Annotated in this window: 27 protein-coding genes and 1 riboswitch; of the genes, 18 read left to right on the top strand and 9 right to left on the bottom strand. The window is 60.3% G+C overall.

The genetic code is table 11. The annotated features are described in order from the left end of the window. Positions 1-13 precede the first annotated feature (13 nt). On the bottom strand, positions 14-1,138 hold the full coding sequence (locus tag J4E53_RS07000) for a fatty acid desaturase (RefSeq protein ID WP_177431698.1): 1,125 nt from the start codon (positions 1,136-1,138) through the stop codon (positions 14-16). Between the two features lie 110 nt (positions 1,139-1,248). Between J4E53_RS07000 and J4E53_RS06995 the strand changes: the two genes are divergently transcribed. Beyond that, positions 1,249-2,130 (top strand): LysR family transcriptional regulator, encoded by an 882-nt coding sequence (locus J4E53_RS06995; protein ID WP_060740994.1) that lies wholly within the window; start codon positions 1,249-1,251, stop codon positions 2,128-2,130. 19 nt (positions 2,131-2,149) lie between these two features. Here J4E53_RS06995 and J4E53_RS06990 read toward each other — a convergent pair whose 3' ends face one another. Next, the gene (locus tag J4E53_RS06990; protein ID WP_256587160.1) at positions 2,150-3,136 is read right to left on the bottom strand and encodes a quinone oxidoreductase; all 987 of its coding nucleotides are present in this window, start codon (positions 3,134-3,136) and stop codon (positions 2,150-2,152) included. A gap of 10 nt (positions 3,137-3,146) precedes the next feature. Next, positions 3,147-3,767, bottom strand: coding sequence for a LysE family translocator (locus J4E53_RS06985; protein ID WP_092201650.1), 621 nt, complete (start codon positions 3,765-3,767; stop codon positions 3,147-3,149). Positions 3,768-4,016: 249 nt separating this feature from the next. Between J4E53_RS06985 and J4E53_RS06980 the strand changes: the two genes are divergently transcribed. Together J4E53_RS06980 and J4E53_RS06975 are read left to right on the top strand one after the other, a co-directional pair. After that, entirely contained in the window at positions 4,017-4,238 is a 222-nt protein-coding gene (locus J4E53_RS06980; RefSeq protein WP_103308574.1) for a type II toxin-antitoxin system Phd/YefM family antitoxin, read from the top strand. A 260-nt stretch (positions 4,239-4,498) separates the two neighbouring features. Beyond that, positions 4,499-4,849: a helix-turn-helix domain-containing protein gene (locus J4E53_RS06975; protein ID WP_092333538.1), complete on the top strand. Its 351-nt coding sequence runs from the start codon at positions 4,499-4,501 to the stop codon at positions 4,847-4,849. Here J4E53_RS06975 and J4E53_RS06970 read toward each other — a convergent pair. The 3 genes from J4E53_RS06970 to J4E53_RS06960 form a co-directional block, all read right to left on the bottom strand. Beyond that, positions 4,830-4,988, bottom strand: a complete 159-nt coding sequence (locus tag J4E53_RS06970) for a DNA-binding protein (protein WP_103308573.1) — start codon at positions 4,986-4,988, stop codon at positions 4,830-4,832. The two genes, J4E53_RS06975 and J4E53_RS06970, sit on opposite strands and share 20 nt — an antisense overlap. Positions 4,989-5,136: 148 nt before the next feature. After that, on the bottom strand, positions 5,137-5,646 hold the full coding sequence (locus J4E53_RS06965; RefSeq protein WP_103308572.1) for a Bro-N domain-containing protein: 510 nt from the start codon (positions 5,644-5,646) through the stop codon (positions 5,137-5,139). Positions 5,647-6,038: 392 nt separating this feature from the next. Beyond that, the gene (locus J4E53_RS06960; RefSeq protein WP_003204812.1) at positions 6,039-7,286 is read right to left on the bottom strand and encodes a ribonucleotide-diphosphate reductase subunit beta; all 1,248 of its coding nucleotides are present in this window, start codon (positions 7,284-7,286) and stop codon (positions 6,039-6,041) included. A 28-nt stretch (positions 7,287-7,314) separates the two neighbouring features. On the opposite strand from J4E53_RS06960, the gene J4E53_RS06955 reads away from it, so the two are divergent. Next, a complete protein-coding gene (locus J4E53_RS06955; RefSeq protein WP_146042615.1) occupies positions 7,315-7,656 on the top strand; it encodes a hypothetical protein in 342 nt (113 codons plus the stop codon). 119 nt (positions 7,657-7,775) lie between these two features. On the opposite strand, the gene J4E53_RS06950 is transcribed toward J4E53_RS06955, so the two are convergent. Both J4E53_RS06950 and J4E53_RS06945 read right to left on the bottom strand, forming a co-directional pair. Next, a complete protein-coding gene (locus J4E53_RS06950) occupies positions 7,776-7,991 on the bottom strand; it encodes a hypothetical protein (RefSeq protein ID WP_060741000.1) in 216 nt (71 codons plus the stop codon). Positions 7,992-8,021: 30 nt separating this feature from the next. Then, positions 8,022-8,285, bottom strand: coding sequence for a DUF2790 domain-containing protein (locus J4E53_RS06945; protein WP_025215112.1), 264 nt, complete (start codon positions 8,283-8,285; stop codon positions 8,022-8,024). Positions 8,286-8,731: 446 nt separating this feature from the next. On the opposite strand from J4E53_RS06945, the gene acs reads away from it, so the two are divergent. From acs to astE, 13 genes are all read left to right on the top strand, one after another. Next, entirely contained in the window at positions 8,732-10,687 is a 1,956-nt protein-coding gene (gene acs, locus J4E53_RS06940; RefSeq protein WP_060741002.1) for an acetate--CoA ligase, read from the top strand. A gap of 758 nt (positions 10,688-11,445) precedes the next feature. Next, the gene (locus tag J4E53_RS06935) at positions 11,446-12,219 is read left to right on the top strand and encodes an ABC transporter substrate-binding protein (RefSeq protein WP_060741003.1); all 774 of its coding nucleotides are present in this window, start codon (positions 11,446-11,448) and stop codon (positions 12,217-12,219) included. 91 nt (positions 12,220-12,310) lie between these two features. Continuing rightward, positions 12,311-13,000 (top strand): ABC transporter permease, encoded by a 690-nt coding sequence (locus tag J4E53_RS06930; RefSeq protein WP_060741004.1) that lies wholly within the window; start codon positions 12,311-12,313, stop codon positions 12,998-13,000. Continuing rightward, positions 12,997-13,695 carry an ABC transporter permease gene (locus J4E53_RS06925; RefSeq protein ID WP_060741005.1) on the top strand — a complete coding sequence of 233 codons (699 nt, stop codon included), beginning with the start codon at positions 12,997-12,999 and terminating at the stop codon, positions 13,693-13,695. The genes J4E53_RS06930 and J4E53_RS06925 overlap by 4 nt, the downstream gene beginning before the upstream one ends. A 56-nt stretch (positions 13,696-13,751) precedes the next feature. Then, the gene (locus tag J4E53_RS06920) at positions 13,752-14,516 is read left to right on the top strand and encodes an ABC transporter ATP-binding protein (protein ID WP_060741006.1); all 765 of its coding nucleotides are present in this window, start codon (positions 13,752-13,754) and stop codon (positions 14,514-14,516) included. 113 nt (positions 14,517-14,629) lie between these two features. Then, complete coding sequence (locus J4E53_RS06915; protein ID WP_060741007.1) at positions 14,630-15,610, top strand: GlxA family transcriptional regulator; 981 nt, start codon at positions 14,630-14,632, stop codon at positions 15,608-15,610. Positions 15,611-15,988: 378 nt separating this feature from the next. Continuing rightward, the gene (locus tag J4E53_RS06910) at positions 15,989-17,209 is read left to right on the top strand and encodes an aspartate aminotransferase family protein (RefSeq protein WP_060741008.1); all 1,221 of its coding nucleotides are present in this window, start codon (positions 15,989-15,991) and stop codon (positions 17,207-17,209) included. A gap of 200 nt (positions 17,210-17,409) precedes the next feature. After that, the gene (gene aruF / locus J4E53_RS06905; RefSeq protein ID WP_092201660.1) at positions 17,410-18,429 is read left to right on the top strand and encodes an arginine/ornithine succinyltransferase subunit alpha; all 1,020 of its coding nucleotides are present in this window, start codon (positions 17,410-17,412) and stop codon (positions 18,427-18,429) included. A gap of 43 nt (positions 18,430-18,472) precedes the next feature. Next, positions 18,473-19,498: an arginine N-succinyltransferase gene (gene astA, locus J4E53_RS06900; protein ID WP_039591862.1), complete on the top strand. Its 1,026-nt coding sequence runs from the start codon at positions 18,473-18,475 to the stop codon at positions 19,496-19,498. Beyond that, positions 19,495-20,964 carry a succinylglutamate-semialdehyde dehydrogenase gene (gene astD, locus J4E53_RS06895; protein WP_177431697.1) on the top strand — a complete coding sequence of 490 codons (1,470 nt, stop codon included), beginning with the start codon at positions 19,495-19,497 and terminating at the stop codon, positions 20,962-20,964. Before astA ends, astD begins: the two co-directional genes overlap by 4 nt. A 255-nt stretch (positions 20,965-21,219) precedes the next feature. Next, positions 21,220-22,566 (top strand): N-succinylarginine dihydrolase, encoded by a 1,347-nt coding sequence (gene astB / locus J4E53_RS06890; protein ID WP_060741011.1) that lies wholly within the window; start codon positions 21,220-21,222, stop codon positions 22,564-22,566. A gap of 69 nt (positions 22,567-22,635) precedes the next feature. Continuing rightward, the gene (locus tag J4E53_RS06885; RefSeq protein WP_003178862.1) at positions 22,636-22,923 is read left to right on the top strand and encodes a hypothetical protein; all 288 of its coding nucleotides are present in this window, start codon (positions 22,636-22,638) and stop codon (positions 22,921-22,923) included. Positions 22,924-22,935: 12 nt separating this feature from the next. Beyond that, positions 22,936-23,943, top strand: coding sequence for a succinylglutamate desuccinylase (gene astE / locus J4E53_RS06880; RefSeq protein WP_103308570.1), 1,008 nt, complete (start codon positions 22,936-22,938; stop codon positions 23,941-23,943). A 124-nt stretch (positions 23,944-24,067) separates the two neighbouring features. Here the strand turns inward: astE and J4E53_RS06875 are convergent, their stop codons facing one another. Continuing rightward, positions 24,068-24,577, bottom strand: coding sequence for a 6,7-dimethyl-8-ribityllumazine synthase (locus tag J4E53_RS06875; protein ID WP_060741013.1), 510 nt, complete (start codon positions 24,575-24,577; stop codon positions 24,068-24,070). A 100-nt stretch (positions 24,578-24,677) separates the two neighbouring features. Next, positions 24,678-24,846: riboswitch (FMN riboswitch) on the bottom strand. A gap of 253 nt (positions 24,847-25,099) precedes the next feature. On the opposite strand from J4E53_RS06875, the gene ltaE reads away from it, so the two are divergent. Beyond that, a complete protein-coding gene (gene ltaE, locus J4E53_RS06870) occupies positions 25,100-26,104 on the top strand; it encodes a low-specificity L-threonine aldolase (RefSeq protein WP_103308569.1) in 1,005 nt (334 codons plus the stop codon). Positions 26,105-26,150 lie beyond the last annotated feature (46 nt).

Genomic DNA, 26,150 nt, shown 5'->3' with positions numbered 1-26,150 from the left:
GTCAAAGTCCTTTTTAAGTTGCTGTCCTGGTTGCGTAGTACGGGAGCGCCCGCTGAAAGTTGCGAAAGTTGGTGGTCACCGAGTTGATGTAGCCCCAGGTCTCGGCGTAGTTCGTGGGAAAGGGTTTGGAACCTTCGATCCTGTCGCGTTCGCGGGCAGTGATGTAGTTCGGCCACTCTTTGGATCGTGGGCGCCGGTGATGAAAGTCGTGACACGGTGTATCGCCGACCATCACAAACACCCGGACAAACAAGTGGAACGCCAGCATCTTGATCAGCCAAACGCTGATATGGGCGAAGCGTCGAACAGTTCCCGCACCTTGGGGTATGCGCAGTTCTTCGCCGATGAATACGCCGGTGGTGCTTTCGCAAATGAAGTCGATGCCGCGCCGTTCCAGTACGTCCACGCTGGGCCAGGTGTGCTCGGCCGCCAGGCGAAATGTGGTGCTGATGTGGTAGCCGGCGAAGATCGGAATCACCCACGCCACGATGAACAGATCGAAATGGCCCAAGGCTGCCGACAGCAGTGCAAGGCCCGCCCAGAAGACCAAGGTCAGTACTGCGACGCGGCGGTTTTCAGCCGTGGCGGTGCCTTTCAATCGGCCCCAGCACGAACGCAGCACGGCCAGTGGCGACAGCGCGGTCGAGACCAGTTTGGTCCACATGCTGGCGATGCTGTCGGACGGTTTCAAACCCACCACACTTTGCAGGTAGGAGAGGGTGTCATCATCGTCGGTCAGCAGCGTTTTCGAACTGTGATGCAGCGCGTGTTCGCTCTTGTAGGTATCGAAGGGTTTGAGCATCAGGACGCCGGAAATGATCCGGCCGACGGTCATATTGGTCTCGCGCGATTCGAAGACCATGTCATGGGCGCAGTTGTGGCAGATCATCACTTGCATCTGCTTGATGCCACCGGTGGCCAGGACAAAGCCCAACAGCCACAGCGCAATGCTGGCCTGCGAATAACCGATGCCGGCCAACAGCGCGCCGCCGGCTATTAATCCCGCCGACACAACGATATGGTGGAACGGCTTCAGAGGTCGGACTTTATCGAGGTCTTCGGGCAGAGGCTTGGCTGTCAGCCAACTCAGAAACGGCTGCATGAACCCTGGAAGGGCGCGCATTGAGTTACGTATCATCCATGTTTCCTCTAGGGTTTTGCTCCATGCAAAAACTGTAACGTGGCCTCTGGATATTTCGAATAGAAATAGGTGGGGATCGATTTTCCATTTTTGGGTATGTCATCGACATGGATTGGGATGATCTGAAGGTTTTTATCTTCGTGGCTAAATCGAACAACGTGACCGAGGCCGGAATCTCGCTCAAGGTTTCGGCCTCGACGGTGTCGCGCAAGATCGCGGCGCTCGAGGAATCGCTCGGTACGGTATTGTTTTCGAAGAAGACCAACGGTTACTTCCTGACTGAAGCGGGAAGAGCGTTGCTGCCATTGGCACTGGAAACGGAGGAGCGTTTCAAACTGATCGAGCGGCAAATGTCGCAACCGGGTGATCGGATGGCGGGACAGGTGCGCATCGATTGTCCGGAACTGATGGGCACGCACTTGATCATTCCGCAACTCGCGGTATTTCATGCTCAGCACCCGGAGATCAGTTTCGACTTCATTAACTCGGCGGTCTCGTCGAAACTCACGCAGAGCCACAGCGACATCATTATCCGCTTGCGCAGACCGGAGAACGGTAACTTCACCATGCGCCGGGTCGGGACCCTGATGCAGGGGCTTTTCTGCTCCCGGGCTTATGCCGATGCCAACGGTCTGCCGACCGAACCCGCCGACCTCAAGCACCACAGCCTGATCGGCTGGACCGAAGAAATGTCGTATATGCCGCTCGCCCAATGGTTGAGCGAAATGGCCGGAGACCAGAAGCTGTGGATGCGCGTTTCAAACCTGAATGCGCAGCTCAAGGCCGTCGAAGCCGATCTGGGGATTGCCGCGCTACCCGTCTATGTCGGACATCAGTCCGGTCTGTGCCAGGTGTTGGCCAATCACCCTGCTCGCCGCTCGGAAATCTGGTTGCTGCGCAATCAGGCGACCCAGGGTGTGAGCCGCGTTGATCGAGTGGTGGAGTATCTGACGGAGCTGTTTCACGGCAAAGCGGTCGGCATGCACTGACGACCGTCTTACCGCGAGGTCATGGCACCAGAATCAATGAACCCTGGGTTTGACGGTATTGCATGACGCAGTGGGCCTGGGCAGCCAGCGCGAGGGGGAAGTGCGCTATTGCCGGCAAACGAATCGCGCCGCTGGCCACTGCTTGCAGCACCCGTTCGGCCGCGTGGGTCAATTCAGCGTCGCCGCCGATGTAGTGCTTCAACGACGGCCGCGTCACATGCAGCGAGCCCATTTGCCCGAGCCGGGACAGGTTGAAATCCGTCACGTCGCCCGAAGCATTGCCAAACAGCACGAGGTGGCCGCGCGGACGCAAACTCGCCAATGACAGCTCTACGGTATCTTTACCGATCGAGTCGAATACGACATGGGCGCCTTTGCCATCGGTCAATTCACGGATCGACCCCAGTGTGTCTGGCGCTTCGGCATTGAGGGCCGCTATGCACCCCACATCCAGAACCTGACGGCGTTTGGCTTCGGTCGAAGCGAGACCTATCACGTGTACACCGCGAGCGACCAGCCAGCTTGTGGCAATGCTGCCCACGCCGCCCGCCGCCGCGTGCCATACCACAAAGTCACCAGGCGCCAGCGGCACGCAGCGATGCGTCAGGTATTCGGCCGTCAGCCCTTTGAACATGAGGCCTGCCGCGACTTCGCTCGGCACACCATCGGGCAAGCGTATCGCCCGCGAAGCGCGAACGACCGCGTGACCGGCATAGCTGCCGGTCGAGCTGTCGACGAAGGCCACTCGATCGCCAATGGCCAGGTTTTTCACCTGCGATCCACATTCGACGACACGCCCAGCACCTTCCATGCCCAAGCCCCGGGGGAAGGCTGAACCATCGTCCAGCGCGCCGGAGCGCCGGTGCAGGTCGATGAAGTTCACGCCGGCGGCTTCGATGGCCACAGTGATTTCTTCAGGGCCGGTGGTACGCAGCGGATATTTGCGCAATTCCATGACGTTGGGTGCCCCGGGGGCGGCGAAGACAATTCCGTGGGTCTGGGTCATGGGAGCCTCCTTAAAGCGGGCCGATGCGCAGGAAAATCCATACCGCAACCGCTATCAGCATCAGGCCGAACGCAGCGTTCTGAAACATCAGCAATTTGGGGCGGGACTGGATCAGTTTCTGTACGGTCGAACCCATCGACACCCAGATGACATGGGAGAAGAAGTTCAGCGAAATCAGCGCCGCACTGAGGATCAACACGACAGTGCTGCTGGTCTCGCCGGAAGGCATGAATGTGGAAAACATCACCAGCAACATCACGATCCCTTGCACGTTGCCCAGTTGTATAACAATGCCGTCCCGAAATTGCAGGTGCATGGCCTTGTCGGTGGGCGCTTTCAGTGGACGACGCAGCATGCGCACACCCAGCCACAAGATGTAGAAACTGCCCACCACTTGCAGCGCCCATACCAGCGTCGGATTGTTCATCAGCGTGTGATAAAGGCCTAAGCCGACCAGCACGGCGATCAGGAAGTAAGTAATGTCGAGCCCAACGATAAACCGCACCGAACGACGCACACCGCTTTGCGCACCCGACGTCGCCACCATCAAGTTGCCGGGGCCCGCACTCAGGGTCAGCGGAACCATGGTCGATAGCCAAAGCAACCAATTGATGCTGAAAATTTCTTGCATGTTGTCTTCCTTAATCACAACGCGGACTTAACTCCGGCAAGTCTAATTCGCAGTTGCTTCTAAGGTTATAGCGAAGAGCGCAAGGCGGTTTCCCATAAATGGGGGAAGCGTGGTGAGGGGGAGGGCGGTCGCCGTTGCCTTTAGGTGAGCCGAGGTTTCGGGAGGGCCAAGCTGCTCGGGCGTGAGGCGTCCGGTGGCTATCGGAAATCTCCGGGGTGGGCTAGCTTAGCGAACCCTAGGGAGGTGATTATGAGTGAACGGGTGCAAGTAGATATACGCCAGGCCAAGTCCCAACTTTCCCAACTGGCTGAACGTGTATGGCGTGGCGACAAGGTGCTGATCACCAGAGCCGGCCAGCCATATCTGGAGCTGCGGCCTCATCTCGATACATCACGGGTGCGCAAGCCTGGGCGGTTGAAGGGTAGGATCCGGATGTCTGCGGAATTCAACCAGACCCTCGACGAATATTAACGATGGATTCGAGGGCGGTCCCCTGGAACCCTCGTGCTCCCTATGAGCAAATGTTGATTGCCCAGGCTCAAGAACACTGATTACTCCAAACCCGCCACCGCCCCTGTGGCGAGGGGATTTAGCGAAACGTCGCACCGCCCCGCTGGGCTGCGAAGCGGCCCCAAGACAACCGGCATCATAATGCCGGTTACGCGGTGAAACCCTTGGCTAACCGGAATTATATTGCTGAAAGCTGAGCGCCCGGTCGAACGAGAAAATCAATGAAAGAATACACCCCCGAAGGTCGCCAGGCACTGCTTGAAGATATCTCGACCCAGCACGCGACGGGAAACGAAACCCTGGGAACCGCCGTTCGCCGGCTACGACTCGAGGTCACCGGTTTGGACCAGGAAACCTTTGCACTGATGTGCAAGATGTCGACCAAAGCCCTGTACCAGATCGAGAAGGACAAGGGTAATCCGACCCTCAGCACCATTGACGCCATCATGAGGAAGTTCGGACTGCGTCTCGGGCTGACCAGAGCGCCACAAACCATTTACACGCCGCCGCTTGGGCAGGAAAAGCCTGCCTCTAATGCGCCCATTCGTGGCACTAAGCCTCGTCGCCAATAGGCGGGTCAACAGGCACTTCAGCAATGCAAGCCTGGTCGAATTCCCCCATGGTCGCCTCGTCGATAGCGCCGATTTTCAGCAGTGCTTCGGCCGAGCTGTGAATCGACTCGAAGGCCTCACTTTTGAATTCGTCAGCCATTGAATATCTCCAGTAGAAGTCGGACTGAAGCCTTGCCCCATCCCCGTGGCGAGGGAGCTTGCTCCCGCTGGGCTGCGCAGCAGCCCCAATTCCATATGACCAACAAAAAACCGCCGCCCGAACACGGACGACGGCTTCTGATTGAATCTCAAAACCCTCGCAAAACTCTCGACGCTTTCCGCCACCAGGGTTCATGCTGGCTAAACGGATCATCCACCAACACCGCCGGCATATCCCGCAAGCGAATCCATGGTTCATCCTGCCAGTGCAGCATGCAGAGCGACATCTTCGGCCAATCCAACACGCTCAACGTAGGCCGCTCCACCTTATGTGAGCAGCGCTCATCCCGCAGCGCAGGCACCACCTGATGCGTGATCCACTCACGCAGCAAGCGGTACTCGGGGCAGTAGTGATAAACCAGCAACGCATAAACACCCGACTCGCTCAGCATCAGACGCTCTTCGGTCAAGCCGTGGACATGCACGAGCATCATCCGACGCTGGTCAGGGTCAAGCTTGCGGGTCATACGCTCATCGAGGTGCTTGCTCATCAAACGCCCCAAATCGGAGGTGCTGAACCAAGCCTGGTTTTCGACCAAGAGGGCGTGAAGATGGAGGTTGTGACGGGTGAAAACCGCCGGAATGTAAGCATCAGGCATGATAGGTCTCCGAGGTATACGGAGAGCAGAGCTGCGTTCTTGTGGGCATAACCACCTCTACGTTCGAAGGTTAGCGGCGCGAGCCCGACGTAGAGGATGTAAGAAAAATCCCAACTAGCTATTTTCTCCACACAGAGTTGCAAATGTCCTTAGACAGTACGCGGTTCTATGCTCAGCGATTAGCTACTACGTTGGGCGTTTCTTAGGCACCTGCGACTAAGATAGGTAACGAGGCAGTACGGCGTCAATGCGGAACGATTCTGAGTTTTTCGTAGGGCAGAGGTAGCGTATCTGTCCTGGAGTTAAACGCGGTTTTGGTTCCGTAGAATACAAAAAACCCCGTTTTCACGGGGTTTTCAGTTAGGCGTGCAACATAGGATTCTTCTTGCGAATCAATCCCAGCTCAAAGCCCCACCCGTCTGATACTCAATCACTCGCGTCTCAAAGAAGTTCTTCTCTTTCTTCAAGTCCATGATCTCGCTCATCCAAGGGAACGGGTTAGTCGTGCCTGGATACTCTTCTTTCAGGCCAATCTGCGACAGGCGACGGTTAGCGATGAACTTCAGATAGTCCTCCATCATCGCCGCGTTCATGCCCAACACGCCGCGAGGCATGGTGTCGCGGGCGTATTCGATCTCCAGCTGCGTACCCTGCAGGATCATCTGGGTCGCTTCTTCCTTCATCTCGGCATCCCACAGGTGCGGGTTTTCGATTTTGATCTGGTTGATCACGTCGATGCCGAAGTTCAGGTGCATGGATTCGTCGCGCAGGATGTATTGGAACTGCTCGGCAACGCCGGTCATTTTGTTGCGGCGGCCCATGGAGAGGATCTGGGTGAAGCCGCAGTAGAAGAAGATGCCTTCCAGGACGCAGTAGTAGGCGATCAGGTTGCGCAGCAGCTCTTTGTCGGTGTCCGGGGTGCCGGTTTCGAACTTCGGATCGGAGATCGAACGGGTGTACTTCAGGCCCCAGGCGGCTTTTTTCGCGACCGATGGGATCTCGTGGTACATGTTGAAGATCTCGCCTTCATCCATGGCCAGCGATTCGATGCAGTACTGGTAGGCGTGGGTGTGGATCGCCTCTTCGAAGGCCTGACGCAGGATGTACTGGCGGCATTCCGGGTTGGTGATCAGGCGGTACACGGCCAGGACCAGGTTGTTGGCAACCAGGGAGTCAGCGGTGGAGAAGAAGCCCAGGTTGCGCATGACGATGCGGCGCTCGTCGTCGGTCAGGCCTTCCGGGTTTTTCCAGAGGGCGATGTCGGCGGTCATGTTAACTTCTTGCGGCATCCAGTGGTTTGCGCAGCCGTCCAGGTACTTCTGCCAGGCCCAGTCGTATTTGAAGGGGACGAGCTGGTTGAGGTCGGCGCGGCAGTTGATCATGCGCTTTTCATCGACGGCGACACGGGCGGAGGCGCCTTCGAGTTCGGCGAGGCCTTCGGCGACGTCGAGTTTGTCGAGGGCGGCCTTGGCGCGAATGATCGCGGCCGAGTCGCTGGCCGTCACGGCCCGGGCTTCGAGGGCGGCGGCACCGCCGGCGCTGTCGAGGCGGTCCATGTTGGCTTCAGAAGCGTGGCCGGCGTTGGCGCCTTTTACAGCGACTTCGCCGTCTTCTTTGTCGAATTCGTCCCAGCTCAGCATGACGTGTCGTCTCCTGCGTGAGGGCCAGATGCCCGATGAAGGCCTACTGGCCGCGGTGGATCTTGAAAAATCGTTTGTTGCAGCAGCTGACGCAGGCAATAAACAGAAAAATGTACGGGTCGTTCCGAAGCGGCGCAGAACGCCGGGAGGCATTTGGCGCTGGCGTGGGCTTCAGGCAGCCTTGATCCCCTGTAAGGGAATATTGCAGGCCCGTTTGAGGCGGCATTATAAGGACTTTTTTGCCTACGTGCTGCGGCGAAATGGCTCACAGACGGCGTCGCGAAGGGTATATCCGCGTGGGAGCGAGTATTTACAAGGCTTTGGCCGCCGAAGATTTTTTTTGCCTGGGTCGAACGGCGGTTGGTTTTGATCAAAAAACGAGCGTTTTTTACGGTTTTGCACTACATGTTGTGTTTTCGGAGGGTTTTCAGCGGTTCCAGACACAACCAGGCCCGATCGAGACCGGGCCATGGAAAATGCCAGTAATGATCAATCGGTACGGGCCGAACCGGTGCGGTCGTTGCCATCGGTTGCGACAGTGGTCGGGTCGGTGTGGTCGTGACCGTCGGTGGCGACCGTGGCAGCATCCGTGGGGTTGTAGCGGTCGATGGCGGCGGCTGAACCGGTGCGATCGAAACCGTCGGCGGCGAAGCTATTGGCGGCCAGTACGGACAGGGCCAAGGCGAAGAACAGTTTGCTTTTCATGGTGGTTGCTCCTGGTTCGTTCAAAGTCGATCAGCCGTTGGAGCAGCCGTTGCCCATGACGCTGTAGCGCAGGATATGGCGCTGGCCCTTGGAGTCGTCGTATTCCATCTTCGCCGGGACCACTTCGCAGACATTGGGGATGTCGCTCATGGAAATGACTTTGGCGATATCCAGGTGGGTGGAGTAGGTGTACTCCTCAATGGCGGGTTTTTGCTGTGCGACATCGGTCGGGACCTCGTCTGCCATCGCGGTGGCGCAAAGGCTGCCGAGGACCAGAACCCATAAAGCTTTCATCTAATTCACCTTTCTTGAGGTCGAGTGGGGTCACGCAACCTTTTTGGGGTTGCGTGTGGAACGTGTATTGGAAGTTGGATTAACGGCCTTCGTGGGGGCTGTGTTGCGTTAATCGTGTTTGCCGGTTGGCGAGATGAATTTTAGGGAGTGGGGCTGGGCGCAAAAAGCCTTGGTTTTGATAAACACTGTTGGTTGATCTGGTAATAATCGCTGCAGGTGGTGGGGTTGTCTGTGGCATCTATGTTGGAGGTGCTGCCGTCATCGCGAGCAAGCTCGGCTCCCACAGGCTCGGCTGCTACACAGGGAAAGCCTGGCGGGAGCAGGGTTGCACGTTAGTACCGACATTTTGTAGGGACTTGTTACTACCATCGTCGAATGGTTCTATAGGCCCGCCCCGGGCTACAACGGGACCATACAAAAACAACTATGTCTCCGAGGTAAGAAAGATGAGTGCGGCTTCTCTGTATCCCGTTCGCCCCGAGGTTGCGGCCAGTACGTTGACTGACGAGGCGACCTACAAGGCGATGTATCAGCAGTCGGTCGTCAACCCGGATGGCTTCTGGCGCGAGCAGGCCAAGCGCCTCGACTGGATCAAACCGTTCACCACGGTGAAGCAGACCTCCTTCGACGATCACCATGTCGATATCAAGTGGTTTGCCGACGGCACCTTGAACGTGTCCTACAACTGCCTCGACCGTCACCTGGCCGAGCGCGGCGATCAAATTGCGATTATCTGGGAGGGCGATGACCCGTCCGAGAGCCGCAACATCACCTATCGCGAACTGCACGAAGAAGTCTGCAAGTTCGCCAACGCCCTGCGTGGCCAGGACGTGCATCGCGGCGACGTGGTGACCATCTACATGCCGATGATCCCTGAGGCTGTGGTCGCGATGCTGGCCTGTACCCGGATCGGTGCGATTCACTCGGTAGTGTTCGGCGGCTTCTCCCCTGAAGCGCTGGCCGGCCGGATCATCGACTGCAAATCCAAAGTGGTGATCACCGCTGACGAAGGCGTTCGCGCTGGCAAGAAGATCCCGCTCAAGGCTAACGTCGATGACGCGCTGACCAACCCGGAAACCAGCAGCATCCAGAAAGTCATCGTGTGCAAGCGCACGGCTGGCAACATCAAGTGGAACCAGCACCGCGACATCTGGTACGAAGACCTGATGAAGGTGGCCGGCACCGTTTGCGCACCGAAGGAGATGGGCGCCGAAGAAGCGCTGTTCATCCTCTACACCTCCGGTTCCACCGGCAAGCCCAAGGGCGTGCAGCACACCACGGCCGGCTACCTGTTGTATGCAGCGCTGACCCATGAGCGCGTGTTCGACTACAAGCCAGGCGAGGTCTACTGGTGCACCGCCGACGTGGGCTGGGTCACCGGCCACAGCTATATCGTCTACGGCCCGCTGGCCAATGGTGCGACCACGCTGCTGTTCGAAGGCGTGCCGAACTACCCGGACATCACCCGGGTAGCCAAGGTCATCGACAAGCACAAGGTCAGCATCCTCTACACCGCGCCAACCGCCATCCGCGCGATGATGGCCTCGGGCACCGCCGCCGTCGAAGGCGCCGATGGCAGCAGCCTGCGCCTGTTGGGTTCGGTGGGTGAGCCGATCAACCCGGAAGCCTGGGACTGGTACTACAAGAACGTCGGCAAGGAACGTTGCCCGATCGTCGACACCTGGTGGCAGACCGAGACCGGTGGCGTGCTGATCAGCCCATTGCCAGGCGCCACGGCGTTGAAGCCGGGTTCGGCTACTCGCCCGTTCTTCGGTGTGGTGCCGGCGCTGGTGGACAACCTCGGCAACCTGATCGAAGGCGCGGCCGAAGGCAACCTGGTGATCCTCGATTCTTGGCCAGGCCAGGCGCGTACGCTGTACGGCGATCATGATCGTTTCGTCGACACCTACTTCAAGACCTTCAGCGGCATGTACTTCACCGGTGACGGCGCCCGTCGCGACGAGGACGGTTACTACTGGATCACCGGTCGAGTGGATGACGTGCTCAACGTGTCCGGCCACCGCATGGGCACGGCCGAGATCGAGAGCGCCATGGTCGCCCACCCGAAAGTCGCCGAAGCGGCGGTGGTGGGTGTGCCGCACGACATCAAGGGGCAGGGCATCTATGTCTACGTCACCCTCAATGCCGGCGAAGAAACCAGCGAGGCCCTGCGCCTGGAACTGAAGAACTGGGTGCGCAAGGAGATCGGTCCGATTGCCTCGCCGGATGTGATCCAGTGGGCACCAGGGCTGCCGAAGACCCGTTCCGGCAAGATCATGCGCCGCATCCTGCGCAAGATTGCCACGGCGGAATACGACGGGTTGGGTGATATCTCCACCCTGGCCGACCCGGGTGTGGTGGCGCACTTGATCGAGACGCACAAGACCATGAACGTTGCCTGACGTTAACCAGTAACACCGAAAAGCCCCGCCCGGTTTTGCCGAGCGGGGCTTTTTTTATGGGGCCTGCCACGTCCTGAATAAGGTTCATACCTACCTCTGGACTGGACACCCTTGTGGCGAGGGAGCTTGCTCCCGCTCGGCTGCACCTTGTAGGAGCTGTCGAGCGTAGCGAGGCTGCGATCTTGCCTCAAGCAATGGAGTCTGAAGTGAACGATCAAAAGATCGCAGCCTTCGGCAGCTCCTACCCCCAGCGGGAGCAAGCTCCCTCGCCACGGGTTCGGCGAATGAATAAATATCGGCGTTTGAAGTGGGAGGTGTCTGAACGTTACCGGTGTTTCGAAATGTGTAACCAAAGGCGCCACAACGGGGCGATGTGAAACGCGAAGCCCCGTTACAGGGCGGCTCCGGGCGTTCCGGAAAATAAGCCGACACGCTGTGCTTGCCGGATTAGAAGGGTTTGCGAATAATGGGCCCGCTATTTGCAGCATAGATCGGTTTCCCTTCTTTTGCTCTTGCATGAATTTGCGGGGCTGTCAATGTGCTCGAACCGCTTTCTCGGTGCTTCTGTAATTTGTTGTCGCATTGAAGAAATATCGGCTTCGGGCCTGTCGTTAGAATGCCGATCACTCGCTCGTCGTGGCTCGCGTTGGATAAACCGTGAGCTTCCCAGGACGCAGCACCCACGTTCGTTCCACCCATTCGCATATTGGGCTGTTGCTCACTCTGCCGTTTTTGCCCTTTACCGATGGAGTCCCAAGATGAAGAAACTTGTGCTGCTTGGCGCCCTGGCACTGTCCGTGCTGTCCCTGCCGACCTTCGCTGATGAGAAACCCCTGAAGATTGGTATCGAAGCGGCTTACCCTCCGTTCGCCTCGAAAGCCCCGGATGGCAGTATCGTTGGCTTCGACTACGACATCGGCAACGCGCTGTGCGAAGAAATGAAGGTCAAGTGCGTATGGGTCGAGCAAGAATTCGACGGCCTGATACCGGCGCTGAAGGTGCGCAAGATCGACGCGATCCTGTCGTCCATGTCCATCACTGAAGATCGCAAGAAGTCCGTTGATTTCACCAACAAGTACTACAACACCCCGGCCCGTCTGGTGATGAAGGCCGGTACCCAGGTCAGCGACAACCTGGCCGAGCTCAAGGGCAAGAACATCGGCGTGCAGCGTGGTTCGATCCACGAGCGTTTCGCCCGTGAAGTCCTGGCTCCGCTGGGTGCCGAGATCAAGCCGTACGGTTCGCAGAACGAAATCTACCTGGACGTCGCCGCCGGCCGCCTCGACGGCACCGTGGCAGACGCTACCCTGTTGGATGACGGCTTCCTCAAGACCGATGCCGGCAAGGGCTTCGCATTCGTAGGTCCAGCCTTCACCGACGAGAAATACTTCGGCGACGGCATCGGTATCGCGGTTCGCAAGGGCGATGCGCTGAAAGACAAGATCAATGGCGCGATCACCGCCCTCCGCGAGAACGGCAAGTACAAGCAAATCCAGGACAAATACTTCGCTTTCGACATCTACGGCAAGTAACGACGTCCCGCCACTCGTGCGAAATGGCGCAAGCAACAGGATCTCTGCGGTTTGCGCCATTTTTTTCATCCCACTTTCGAGGACCTGAATCATGTTGAAAGGCTACGGGGCTGTCATCCTCGATGGCGCATGGTTGACGCTTGAGCTCGCCTTGTCGTCCATGGCCCTGGCCATCGTCCTGGGTTTGATCGGCGTTGCGTTGCGCCTTTCTCCGGTGCGCTGGCTGGCGTGGCTGGGCGACCTGTATTCCACGGTCATTCGCGGCATTCCCGACCTGGTGCTGATCCTGCTGATTTTCTACGGCGGCCAGGACTTGCTCAATCGCGTGGCACCGATGCTCGGCTATGACGACTACATCGACCTGAACCCGCTGGCGGCCGGTATCGGCACCCTGGGCTTCATCTTCGGTGCGTACCTGTCGGAGACCTTTCGCGGTGCATTCATGGCGATTCCCAAGGGCCAGGCCGAGGCGGGCATGGCATATGGCATGAGCGGCTTCCAGGTGTTCTTCCGGGTGCTGGTGCCGCAGATGATTCGCCTGGCGATTCCGGGCTTCACCAACAACTGGCTGGTATTGACCAAGGCCACTGCGCTGATTTCGGTGGTGGGCCTGCAAGACATGATGTTCAAGGCCAAGCAGGCGGCGGATGCCACTCGCGAGCCTTTCACCTTCTTCCTCGCAGTGGCGGCGATGTACCTGGTGATCACCAGTGTCTCGTTGCTGGCGTTGCGTCACCTTGAGAAGCGCTACTCGGTAGGCGTAAGGGCGGCTGATCTATGATCTTCGACTACAACGTCATCTATGAAGCCTTGCCGCTGTATTTCAGTGGCTTGCTGACCACCCTCAAATTGTTGGCCCTGTCGCTGTTCTTCGGCCTGCTGGCGGCGTTGCCCCTGGGGCTGATGCGGGTGTCCAAGCAGCCGATCGTCAACATGACGGCCTGGCTCTACACCTACGTGATCCGCGGCACGCCGATGCTGGTGCAGCTGTTCCTGATCTACTACGGGCTGGCGCAGTTCGCGATCGTGCGCGAAAGCTTCCTCTGGCCATGGCTGTCCAGCGCGACGTTCTGTGCTTGCCTGGCGTTTGCCATCAACACCAGCGCCTACACCGCCGAAATCATCGCCGGCAGCCTGCGGGCCACGCCCAATGGTGAGATCGAAGCGGCCAAGGCCATGGGCATGTCGCGCTACAAGCTGTATCGCCGGATCCTGCTGCCGTCGGCCTTGCGTCGGGCGCTGCCGCAATACAGCAACGAAGTGATCATGATGTTGCAGACCACCAGCCTGGCATCCATCGTGACCCTGATCGACATCACCGGCGCGGCGCGCACGGTGAATGCGCAGTATTACTTGCCGTTCGAGGCCTACATCACGGCCGGCGCTTTCTACCTGTGCCTGACCTTCATTCTGGTGCGCCTGTTCAAACTGGCCGAGCGCCGCTGGCTGGGTTACCTGGCCCCGCGCAAGCACTGATAACGCATCGATCCGATCGACTGCTCAACGACTGACGTTTTGTGAGAACCGACCGCATGTACAAGCTTGAAGTCCAAGACCTGCATAAACGCTATGGCAGTCATGAAGTGCTCAAGGGCGTGTCCCTGAAGGCCGCCGCTGGCGATGTGATCAGCATCATCGGCTCCAGTGGCTCCGGCAAGAGTACTTTCCTGCGTTGCATCAACCTGCTCGAGCAACCCCATGCCGGCAAGATTCTGCTCAACAACGAAGAGCTGAAACTGGTCGCCGGCAAGGATGGCGCCATGAAGGCCGCAGACCCCAAGCAACTGCAGCGCATGCGTTCGCGGCTGTCGATGGTGTTCCAGCATTTCAACCTGTGGTCCCACATGACCGCGCTGGAAAACATCATGGAGGCGCCCGTGCATGTACTGGGCGTGGCCAAGGCTGAAGCGCGGGAGAAGGCCGAGCACTACCTGAACAAGGTCGGCGTGGCCCATCGCAAGGATGCCTACCCGGGCCACATGTCCGGCGGCGAGCAGCAGCGCGTGGCGATTGCCCGTGCGCTGGCGATGGAGCCTGAGGTGATGCTGTTCGACGAGCCGACCTCGGCGCTGGACCCGGAGCTGGTGGGCGACGTGCTCAAGGTGATGCAGGCCCTGGCCGTGGAAGGTCGGACCATGGTGGTGGTGACTCACGAAATGGGCTTTGCCCGCGAGGTGTCGAACCAGCTGGTGTTCCTGCACAAAGGCATCGTCGAAGAAAGCGGCAACCCACGTGAAGTGCTGGTCAATCCGCAATCGGAGCGCCTGCAACAATTTCTTTCGGGCAGCCTCAAGTAATCGCTCCCGTTACGCACCTGATTTGGGTCATGCTGCGCACCGCGCGCCAGATGGTCTAATTTGGTTGCAGCCGCTTTTGGCTTTAACACTGTTTTCGCTTCGGATCGCCCGCCATGACTGCCCATCGAATAGGTTTCCTGATTTGGCCCAGCACTAAAGCCTTGACGCTGGCGCTGGCCGAGGAGGCCTTGCGTGTCGCTCAGCGGGTGCATCCGGATGTGGTCTACGAGCTGTCGTTCCTGCAGGCCGAGCCACCGGCCGCCGGCGCCTGGCAATTGCCGGGCGAACCTTGGGCCGGCAAGCTCGAGGGGTTCCAGAAGCTGTTCCTGCTGGCCGATGAGCCGCCGACCGCACTGGCCTCGCCCCTGAGCAGCGCCCTCAAGCAACTGGTGCGTGCCGGTTGCGTGATCGGTGGTTTGTCGGCGGGTGTCTATCCCTTGGCCCAGCTGGGTTTGCTCGACGGTTACCGTGCCGCCGTGCATTGGCGCTGGCAGGACGACTTCTCCGAACGTTTCCCCAAGGTCATCGCCACCAGCCATCTGTTTGACTGGGATCGCGATCGCCTGAGCGCTTGCGGCGGCATGTCGGTGCTGGATCTGTTGCTGGCGGTCCTGGCCCGGGATCACGGTGCGGAGCTGGCCGGTGCGGTGTCGGAAGAGTTGGTGGTCGAGCGCATTCGTGAAGGCGGCGAGCGCCAGCGCATCCCGTTGCAGAACCGCCTCGGCTCCAGCCATCCAAAGCTCACCCAGGCGGTGCTGCTGATGGAAGCCAATATCGAAGAGCCGCTGACCACCGACGAAATCGCCCAGCATGTGTGTGTATCCCGCCGGCAACTGGAGCGGATCTTCAAGCAATACCTCAACCGCGTGCCCAGCCAGTATTACCTGGAACTGCGCCTGAACAAGGCCCGGCAGATGTTGATGCAGACCAGCAAATCCATCATCCAGATCGGCCTGTCCTGCGGTTTCTCCTCGGGGCCACACTTCTCCAGCGCCTACCGCAACTTCTTCGGCGCCACGCCGCGGGAAGACCGCAACCAGCGACGCAGCAGCAGCCCGTTCGAATTGTCCTCGGTGCCGTCCGAGCGGGGTTAGGCTGGCACAACTTCCCGGCAGCAAGGGAATCTGTGGGAGCAAGGCTTGCCCGCGATGCAGGCGCCACATTTGTGCAGGCTAACCGAGTCATCGTTCATCGCGAGCAAGCTTTGCTCCCACAGGTAAGTCCCTTTGCCGCAAGTGCCTGGCAAGGGAAAGCTTCTGAATCAAATCTCGAGGCGGGCGCCTCAAATCCACTGGCAACGTTTAAACTGCGCCTTTGCGACGCTATTTGTCGCATTGCCGTAAACCCGCGCAAAACGTGGGTTGGCGCTATAAGAAGTTGTCGCTTGGCGGCAAGGCCGGGCTGAAAACTGTCCTTACAATCCTTACCAAGCCCGCCAGTTCCAGGCGGGTGTTCCTCATCAGGAGACTCCGATGTCCGTTGAGCAAGCCGCGGTACAACGCGCCGATTTCGACCAGGTTATGGTTCCCAACTATGCACCTGCTGCCTTCATACCTGTGCGTGGTGCCGGTTCCCGCGTATGGGACCAATCCGGTCGTGAGTTGATCGACTTTGCTGGCGGCATTGCAGTCAACGTACTGGGCCACGCCCACCCGGCGCTGGTCGGCGCACTGACTGAACAGGCCAACAAGCTGTGGCACGTCTCCAACGTCTTCACCAATGAGCCGGCCCTGCGCCTGGCCCACAAGCTGGTCAACGCGACGTTTGCCGAGCGCGCGTTTTTCTGCAACTCCGGCGCCGAAGCCAACGAGGCCGCCTTCAAGCTGGCCCGGCGTGTTGCGTTCGATCGTTTCGGCAGCGAAAAATACGAAATCATCGCCGCGCTCAATAGCTTCCACGGTCGCACCCTGTTCACCGTCAACGTCGGCGGGCAGTCGAAGTACTCCGACGGTTTCGGGCCTAAAATCACTGGCATCACCCACGTTCCTTATAACGACCTGGCCGCGTTGAAAGCCGCTGTCTCGGACAAGACCTGCGCCGTGGTGCTGGAGCCGATCCAGGGCGAGGGCGGCGTGCTGCCGGCCGAGCAGGCCTACCTGCAAGGCGCCCGCGACCTGTGCGATGCCCACGACGCGCTGCTGGTGTTCGACGAAGTGCAGACCGGCATGGGCCGCAGCGGTCATCTGTTTGCCTACATGCATTACGGCGTGGTCCCGGACATCCTCACCAGCGCCAAGAGCCTGGGCGGTGGTTTCCCGATTGCGGCGATGCTCACCACCGAAGCCCTGGCCAAGCACCTGGTGGTCGGCACCCACGGCACCACCTATGGCGGCAACCCGCTGGCCTGCGCGGTGGCCGAAGCGGTGATCGATGTGGTCAATACGCCTGAGGTGCTCGGTGGTGTCAAAACCAAGCACGCCAAGTTCAAGGCGCGCCTGGAGCAGATCGGCGAGAAGTACGGCCTGTTCACCCAAGTGCGTGGCCTGGGCCTGCTGATCGGCTGCGTGCTGAACGATGCCTGGAAAGGCAAGGCCAAGGACATCTTCAACGCCGCCGAACAGGAAGGCCTGATGATCCTGCAAGCCGGCCCGGACGTGATTCGCTTCGCCCCGAGCCTGGTGGTGGAAGACGCCGACATCGACGCCGGCCTGGACCGCTTCGAGCGGGCCGCGGCGAAGCTGACGCAAGCCTGATCCCGAAAAACTGAACCGGCTCCATGGGGAGCCAGTTTCTTGTGGGAGCTGAGCTTGCTCGCGATGGGATCGCCTCGGTTTGACAGGTAGAGCTCATTGCCTGCATCGCGAGCAAGCTTTGCTCCCACAGGGAGTCAGTATTTTTTTCTGTGTGTCGACCTGAGGGTCGAACCCTTTATTTCAAGTTAAGGAGTGACACCATGCTGGTGATGCGCCCCGCGCAAATGGCGGATCTGGGCGAGGTACAGCGTCTGGCTGCGGACAGTCCGATCGGTGTCACTTCCTTGCCGGATGACGTGGAACGCCTGAGCGACAAGATCGCCGCAAGCGAAGCCTCGTTTGCCGCCGAAGTCAGCTTCAACGGCGAAGAGAGCTATTTCTTCGTCCTCGAAGACACCGCGACCGGCAAGCTGGCGGGCTGTTCGGCCATCGTCGCGTCGGCCGGTTATTCCGAACCGTTCTACAGCTTTCGCAACGAGACCTTCGTGCACGCCTCCCGTGAGCTGAAGATCCACAACAAGATCCACGTGCTCTCCCAATGCCACGACCTGACCGGCAACAGCCTGCTGACCAGTTTCTACGTGGTGCCGGAACTGGTGGGCTCGCCATGGTCGGAACTCAATTCACGGGGGCGGCTGTTGTTCGTCGCCAGCCATCCGGAGCGGTTCGCCGATTCGGTGGTGACCGAGATCGTCGGCTACAGCGATGAGAATGGCGACTCGCCGTTCTGGGACGCCATCGGTCGCAACTTCTTCGACCTCAACTACGCCGCCGCCGAGCGCCTGTGCGGACTGAAGAGCCGTACCTTCCTCGCCGAGCTGATGCCCCATTACCCGATCTATGTGCCGCTGTTGCCGGATGCCGCCCAGGAAGCCATGGGCCAGGTACATCCGCGGGCGCAGATCACCTTCGACATCCTGATGCGCGAGGGTTTCGAGACCGATCACTACATCGACATCTTCGACGGTGGCCCGACCCTGCATGCCCGTGTCTCGGGCATCCGCTCGATCGCCCAGAGCCGCGTGGTGCCGGTGAAGATCGGCGAACCGGTCAAGGGCGTCGGCCGGCAATACCTGGTGGCCAATGCCCAGTTGCAGGATTACCGCGCCGTGCTGCTCGAACTCGACTACGCGCCGGGCAAACCGGTGACCCTGGATATGGAAGCGGCCGAAGCCTTGGGCGTTGGCGAAGGCGCCAGCGTGCGCCTGGTGGCGGTTTAATGAGTTTCGCGGGTGGCGCAAGCGGCCCGTTTGAGGAGATAGCATGATCGTTCGTCCCGTACGCAGCAGCGATTTACCCGCTCTGATCGCCCTGGCCCGCAGCACGGGCACCGGCCTGACCACCTTGCCGGCCAATGAGGAGCGCCTGGCCCATCGGGTCGGTTGGGCCGAGAAGACCTTTCGCGGCGAAGCCGGGCGCGGTGATGCGGACTACCTGTTCGTGCTCGAAGACGATGACGGGCGCGTGGTGGGCATTTCCGCCATCGCCGGTGCCGTGGGGCTGCGTGAGCCCTGGTACAACTTTCGGGTCGGCCTGACGGTCAGCGCTTCCCAGGAATTGAACATCTATCGGGAAATCCCGACCCTGTTCCTGGCCAACGACCTGACCGGCAATTCCGAGCTGTGCTCGTTGTTCCTCCACGCCGACTACCGCAGTGGCCTCAATGGCCGGATGCTGGCCAAGGCGCGGCTGTTGTTCATCGCCGAGTTCCCGCAGTTGTTCGGCAACAAGATCATTGCCGAGATGCGCGGCATGTCCGACGACAACGGACGTTCGCCGTTCTGGGAAAGCCTGGGCCGGCATTTCTTCAAAATGGAGTTCAGCCAGGCCGACTACCTCACCGGCGTGGGCAACAAGGCGTTCATCGCTGAACTGATGCCCAAATTCCCGCTGTACACCTGTTTCCTGTCCGAAGATGCCCGGGCCGTGATTGGCCAGGTTCATCCGGACACTGAACCGGCCTTGTCGATGCTCAAGAGCGAAGGTTTCAGCTATCAGGGTTACGTCGACATCTTCGACGCCGGCCCGGCGGTGGAGTGCGAGACCGGCAAGATCCGCGCGATTCGCGACAGCCAGGCGCTGGTGCTGGCCATCGGCACGCCGGGCGATGACGCCACGCCGTTCCTCATCCATAACCGCAAGCGCGAAGACTGCCGCATCACCGCTGCACCGGCGCGCTTCGCCGCAGGCACTCTGGTGGTCGATCCGCTGACCGCCAAGCGTCTTCAACTCAATGCCGGCGATCAGGTGCGTGCCGTTGCGTTGTCCGCTGCCCGGGAGTCGAAATGATGAATTCGTTGTACATCGCAGGTAGCTGGCTGGAAGGCCAGGGCGACCTCTTTGAGTCGTTGAACCCAGTGACCCAGCAAGTGTTGTGGTCGGGCAACGGTGCCACGGCGGCGCAAGTGGAATCGGCGGTGCAGGCCGCGCGCCAGGCGTTCCCGGACTGGGCGCGGCGCTCGCTGGATGAACGCATCCAGGTGTTGGAAGCTTTTGCCGCGGCCCTGAAAAGCCACGCTGACGAACTGGCCCAGTGCATCGGTGAAGAAACCGGCAAGCCGTTGTGGGAAGCGGCGACCGAAGTCACCAGCATGGTCAATAAAGTCGCCATTTCGGTGCAGAGCTACCGTGAGCGGACCGGTGAGAAGAGCGGCCCCCTGGGCGACGCCACCGCCGTGCTGCGCCACAAACCCCACGGCGTGGTGGCGGTCTTCGGTCCCTACAACTTCCCCGGTCACTTGCCCAACGGTCATATCGTGCCCGCGCTGCTGGCCGGCAACAGCGTGTTGTTCAAGCCGAGCGAGCTGACGCCGAAAGTCGCCGAGCTGACGGTCAAGTGCTGGGTTGAGGCCGGTCTGCCGGCGGGTGTGCTGAACCTGCTGCAAGGCGCGCGGGAAACCGGTATCGCCCTGGCAGCGAACCCAGGTATCGACGGGCTGTTCTTCACCGGCTCCAGCCGCACCGGCAATCTGCTGCATCAACAATTTTCCGGGCGTCCGGACAAGATCCTCGCGCTGGAAATGGGCGGTAACAACCCGCTGGTGGTGGATGAGGTGGCGGACGTCGATGCGGCGGTCTACACCATTATCCAGTCGGCCTTCATTTCCGCCGGGCAGCGCTGCACCTGTGCGCGTCGCCTGTTGGTGCCGCAAGGCCCGTGGGGCGATGCCTTGCTGGCGCGCCTGGTGGCGGTCAGCTCGACCCTTGAAGTCGGTGCCTTCGACCAGCAACCGGCACCGTTCATGGGCTCGGTGATTTCCCTGGGGGCGGCGAAGGCGCTGATGGACGCGCAAAACCATTTGCTGGGCAAAGGCGCCGTGCCGCTGTTGGCCATGACCCAGCCGCAGCCCCAGGCGGCATTGCTGACGCCGGGTATCCTGGATGTGACTGCCGTGGCCGAGCGTCCTGATGAAGAGCTGTTCGGGCCGTTGCTGCAAGTGATCCGCTACACGGACTTCGCTGCGGCCATCACCGAGGCCAACAATACGCAGTACGGCCTGGCGGCCGGGTTGCTGTCTGATTCCCAGGCGCGTTACCAGCAATTCTGGCTGCAGAGCCGCGCCGGTATCGTCAACTGGAACAAACAGCTGACCGGCGCCGCCAGCAGTGCCCCGTTCGGCGGTGTCGGTGCCTCGGGCAACCATCGCGCCAGTGCTTATTACGCGGCCGATTATTGCGCGTACCCGGTGGCTTCCCTGGAGACCCCGAGCCTTGTCATGCCGGCTGCCCTGACCCCCGGTGTGCGCATGTCTTGAGACCGCCATCGCGGGCAAGCCTTGTCCCCACAGGGGTTATGCAAAACCTGTGAGAGCAAGCCTTGTCCCCACAGGGGTTATGCAAAACCTGTGGGAACAAGGCTTGTCCCCACAGGGGTTATGCAAAACCTGTGGGAGCAAGTCTTGTCCCCACAGGGCCTATGCAAAACCTGTGGGAGCAAGGCTTGCCCGCGATAGCCGCGACGCAGTTGTAATTGATGCCTATAAAAAACAGATTCTCGTGGAGCCTCGCTGATGAAATCCTATGAAGTCAACTTTGACGGTCTAGTGGGGCCGACCCATAACTACGGCGGGCTCTCGTACGGCAACGTCGCGTCCCAGAGCAACAGCCAGCAATCCTCCAACCCCAAGGAAGCGGCGTTGCAGGGCCTGGCGAAAATGAAAGCGCTGATGGACATGGGGTTCCAGCAAGGCGTGCTGGCGCCACAGGAGCGCCCGGACGTGGCGGCCCTGCGCCGGTTGGGCTTTGCCGGCAGCGATGCCCAGGTGATCCAGCAGGCCGCGAAGGAAGCGATGCCGCTGTTGGTCGCCAGCTGCTCGGCCTCCAGCATGTGGGTGGCCAACGCCGCCACGGTCAGCCCGAGCGCCGACACCGCCGATGGTCGCGTGCATTTCACCGCCGCCAATCTGAACTGCAAGTACCACCGTAGCATCGAGCATCCGACCACCAGTCGCGTGTTGGGGGCGATGTTTGCCGACCAGCAGCACTTCGCCCACCACGCCGCGTTGCCGGCGGTGGCGCAGTTCGGCGATGAAGGCGCGGCCAACCACACCCGTTTCTGCCGCGCCTACGGCGAAGCCGGCGTGGAGTTCTTCGTCTTCGGTCGCAGCGCCTTCGACACCCGTTATCCCGCACCGCAGAAGTACCCGGCGCGCCAGACCCTGGAAGCCTCCCAGGCCGTTGCCCGCCTGCATGGGCTGCGGGAGGAGGGCGTGGTGTACGCCCAACAGAATCCGTCGGTGATCGACCAGGGTGTGTTCCACAACGACGTGATCGCGGTGGGTAATGGCGAAGTGCTGTTCTATCACGAGGACGCGTTTCTCGAGACCGACAGGATGTTGGCCGAGTTGAGCAGCAAACTCGCCAAGGTCGGTGGGAAATTTCAGTCGGTGTGCGTGCCGCGTTCGGCGGTGACTGTCGATGACGCGGTACGTTCCTACCTGTTCAATAGCCAGCTGCTGTCGCGTCCCGACGGCTCCATGCTCTTGATCGTGCCGGAAGAATGCCGCGGCAACGAACGCGTCTGGCAATACCTGCAAGGCCTGACGGGCGCTGGCGGGGTGATTCGCGAAGTGAAGGTCTTCGACCTCAAGCAAAGCATGCAGAACGGTGGCGGCCCGGCTTGCCTGAGGTTGCGCGTGGCCCTCAATGAAACCGAGCTGGCGGCCGTCAACCCAGGGGTTATCATGACCGCGCCGCTGTACGATTCGCTGACCCAATGGGTCGAGCGGCACTACCGCGACCGCATGACCGAAAATGACCTGGCAGACCCGCAGTTGCTGCTCGAATGCCGTGCGGCATTGGATGAACTGACACAAATCCTTAAACTTGGCGCGGTTTATCCTTTCCAGATCAATTGAAAGCGCACGCGACCTGACTACAGTCAAAGCAGGGCGCGTTGCCTTATCCCCAGACGAGAACCTAAAGACATGAGCGATACCCTGCAGCTGATCCTTGAAGACACCGACGGCACCCAACTGGAAACCTCCTGCACCCGTGTCGCGGTGATGTGGCAAGGCAAGGAGTTGTGGATCCAGCAGGATGGCCGCGGTCAGTTGCTGATCGGCGTCGATGTCGAGGAAGGGGACGAGGAATACGCCAACCTGTTGTTGCGTCCATTGGCGACCAACCTGGTCAGCCTGCAACTGGAAATGGAACCGGCGGACGTCGGCGACGATGACCATGTCCATGGCCCGGATTGCGGCCACGACCACTAAGGAAACCGCGCTATGCTCGCCCTCGGCAAACTGCTTGAACTGACCCTCGCCGGCCGTGAACCGGCGGAGAAGACTCAACTGACTGTCGAAGGCGTACGGATGCGCTGGCTGAGCGAGGGCGCGCTGGAGGTTAAGCCGCCCGAAGCCCGGGATAACGGCCTGGACCTGCTGCTGTCGGCCGGTATCCACGGCAATGAAACCGCGCCGATCGAATTGCTCGACCGCCTGCTGCACGACATTGCCCGTGGCGACCTGAAACCGCGGGCACGCATTCTGTTCCTGTTCGGCAACCCCGAGGCCATCCGGCGCGGTGAGCGTTTCGTCGAGCAGGACGTCAACCGGCTGTTCAACGGTCGCCATGAGCTCAGTGGCGGTCCTGAAGCGCTGCGAGCCTGCGAGCTGGAGCGGCTGGCCGCCAGTTTCTTCAGTCGGCCGGAACGCAGCCGCTTGCATTACGACCTGCACACCGCTATCCGCGGCTCGAAGATCGAGCAGTTTGCCCTATACCCATGGAAGGAAGGCCGCGCGCATTCACGCCATGAGCTGGCACGCTTGCGTGCCGCGGGCATGGAGGCGGTGTTGCTGCAGAACAAGCCGTCCATCGTCTTCAGTGCCTACACCTACGATCAGCTCGGCGCCGAGTCCTTCACCCTGGAGCTGGGCAAGGCCCGGCCATTCGGGCAGAACGACGGCGTCAACGTCAGCCTGCTGGAAACCCGCCTGCAACAAATCATCGAAGGCAACGAGCCGGCGCTGGATGAAGGCCTCGACGGCCTCCAGCTGTTCAGCGTGGCACGGGAAATCATCAAGCACAGCGACAGTTTCCGCCTGAACCTGCCGGCGGACATCGAGAACTTCTCCGAGCTTGAAAAAGGTTATGTGCTGGCCGAGGACATCGCCCAGACCCGCTGGGTGATCGAAGAGGAGGGCGCCCGGATCATTTTCCCGAACCCCAAGGTCAAGAATGGCTTGCGGGCCGGGATCCTGATCGTGCCTGCTACGGACGAAAACCTGCTCTAAAACCCACGCCGAACCATTGTGGGAGCGAGCTTGCTCGCGATAGCGGTGTTCCAGTCAAATGTTGAAGGTGACTGACACTCCGTTATCGCGAGCAAGCTCGCTCCCACAGGTTTATTAGTGGCTTTTAGCTCGCTACCGCCCGCTGCTCACTGCGACGCAACGCCCGGGTCTTGTGCAAGGTATCGGCGCAAGTCTTCGCCGCTTCCTGGCCCTTGTGCACGAAATGCTCGAAGAAAAACTTCTGATGTTCTTCCCCTGCATGGAAATGATGCGGCGTGAGCACCACCGAGAACACCGGCACTTCGGTTTCCAGCTGCACCTGCATCAGGCCGCTGATGACCGATTGGGCGACGAACTCGTGACGGTAGATGCCCCCGTCCACCACCAGGCCGGCGGCGACGATGCCGGCGTAGCGGCCTGACTTGGCCAGCAGCTTGGCGTGCAGCGGGATTTCGAAGGCGCCGCCGACTTCAAAGAAGTCGATGTCGCTTTCCTGGTAACCCTGGGTGATCATTTCGGCGACGAAGCCTTTACGGCTCTGGTCGACGATTTCCTTGTGCCAGCAGGCCTGGATGAACGCGACGCGCTCGCCCGGATGACTTTTGCTTTTGCTGTCGATTGCAGTGGGTTGCATGTTCTGGTTCCTGTTTGTGTGAAAAACAGGGCGTCATGAATCGAAGGGGATTCGAGGGTACGCCGCGCACGGACAGTCGCAGTCGGCCCTTGGGTGCCAATCCCGTTCTCTCTTCATCCGGACTATGACCGTCGGCCCCGGGATCACACCGGGTCTGCTGACCTTGCCGCTACACCCCAAAAAGCGGTGTACCACCAAGCGCTCGCGGGCTATGCACGTTGCGTGCAATTACCGCCGGTGGGGAATTACACCCCGCCCTGAGAACGTTTTTGCCGCCATGGTTTTTGGCAGCGGAGGATTTTTAACACATAACCTACTGTGGGAGCGAGCTTGCTCGCGATGGCGCCATTGCAGCCAGCATCAAGGCAAGCTGAACCACCGCTATCGCGAGCAAGCTCGCTCCCACAGGCGTTCTGGATAATCTTCAGGCTTTCCGTCGATCAGGCTTGATTATTCTTCACCATGCCCGCAGTAATTGCCCTTCGAAAGGGAATTCCCCCACCAGCACCCGAGGCCAGATTCATGAGTGTTATCGATCTTCGCAGCGACACGGTCACCCAACCTACCGCCGGCATGCTGGATGCCATGGCCAGTGCGCCGATCGGCGATGATGTGTATGGCGAAGACCCGACCGTCAATCGCCTCGAAGCCGAACTGGCTGCGCGCCTGGGCTTTGCTGCGGCGATGTTCGTGCCCACGGGCACGATGAGCAATCTGTTGGGGTTGATGGCCCACTGCGAGCGCGGCGATGAGTACATCGTCGGTCAGCAGGCCCACACCTACAAATACGAGGGCGGCGGTGCGGCGGTGCTCGGTTCGATCCAGCCCCAGCCTCTCGAGGTGCAGGCGGACGGTTCCCTGGACCTGGCGCACGTCGCCGCGGCGATCAAGCCCGATGACTTTCACTTTGCCCGCACCCGCCTGTTGGCCCTGGAAAACACCATGCAGGGCAAGGTGCTGCCCTTGGAATACCTGGCCCGGGCCCGGCGTTTCACCCAGGAGCATGGCCTGGCCCTGCACCTGGATGGAGCGCGGCTGTACAACGCCGCGGTCAAGCTGAATGTCGATGCCCGGCAAATCACGCAACATTTCGATTCGGTGTCGGTGTGCCTGTCCAAGGGCCTGGGCGCTCCGGTGGGCTCGGTCCTGTGCGGCAGCGTTGAACTGATCGGCAAGGCCCGCCGGCTGCGCAAGATGGTCGGTGGCGGCATGCGCCAGGCCGGGATCCTCGCGGCGGCCGGGCTGTATGCCCTGGAGCATCAGGTCCAGCGCCTGGCCGATGACCACGCCAATGCCCAGCGGCTTGCCGAGGGCTTGCGTGGGGCGGGTTACGAGGTCGAGCCGGTGCAGACCAACATGGTCTACGTAGAAATGGGCGAGCGGGCCGAGGCGATCAAGGCGTTTGCCGATGAACGGGGCGTCAAGCTCAGCGCGGCGCCACGCCTGCGAATGGTGACGCACATGGACGTGAGCGCGGCGCAAATCGACCGGGTGGTCGCCACTTTCGTCGAATTTTCTCGCCAATGACCCGCTAACCGGGGCAATTGACAGTTTCTATCGTATAAACACGCTG

Source organism: Pseudomonas sp. FW305-28, assembly GCF_017351395.1.
Taxonomy (GTDB): domain Bacteria; phylum Pseudomonadota; class Gammaproteobacteria; order Pseudomonadales; family Pseudomonadaceae; genus Aquipseudomonas; species Aquipseudomonas fluorescens_AA.
This window is presented reverse-complemented; position numbering and strand designations above follow the sequence as displayed.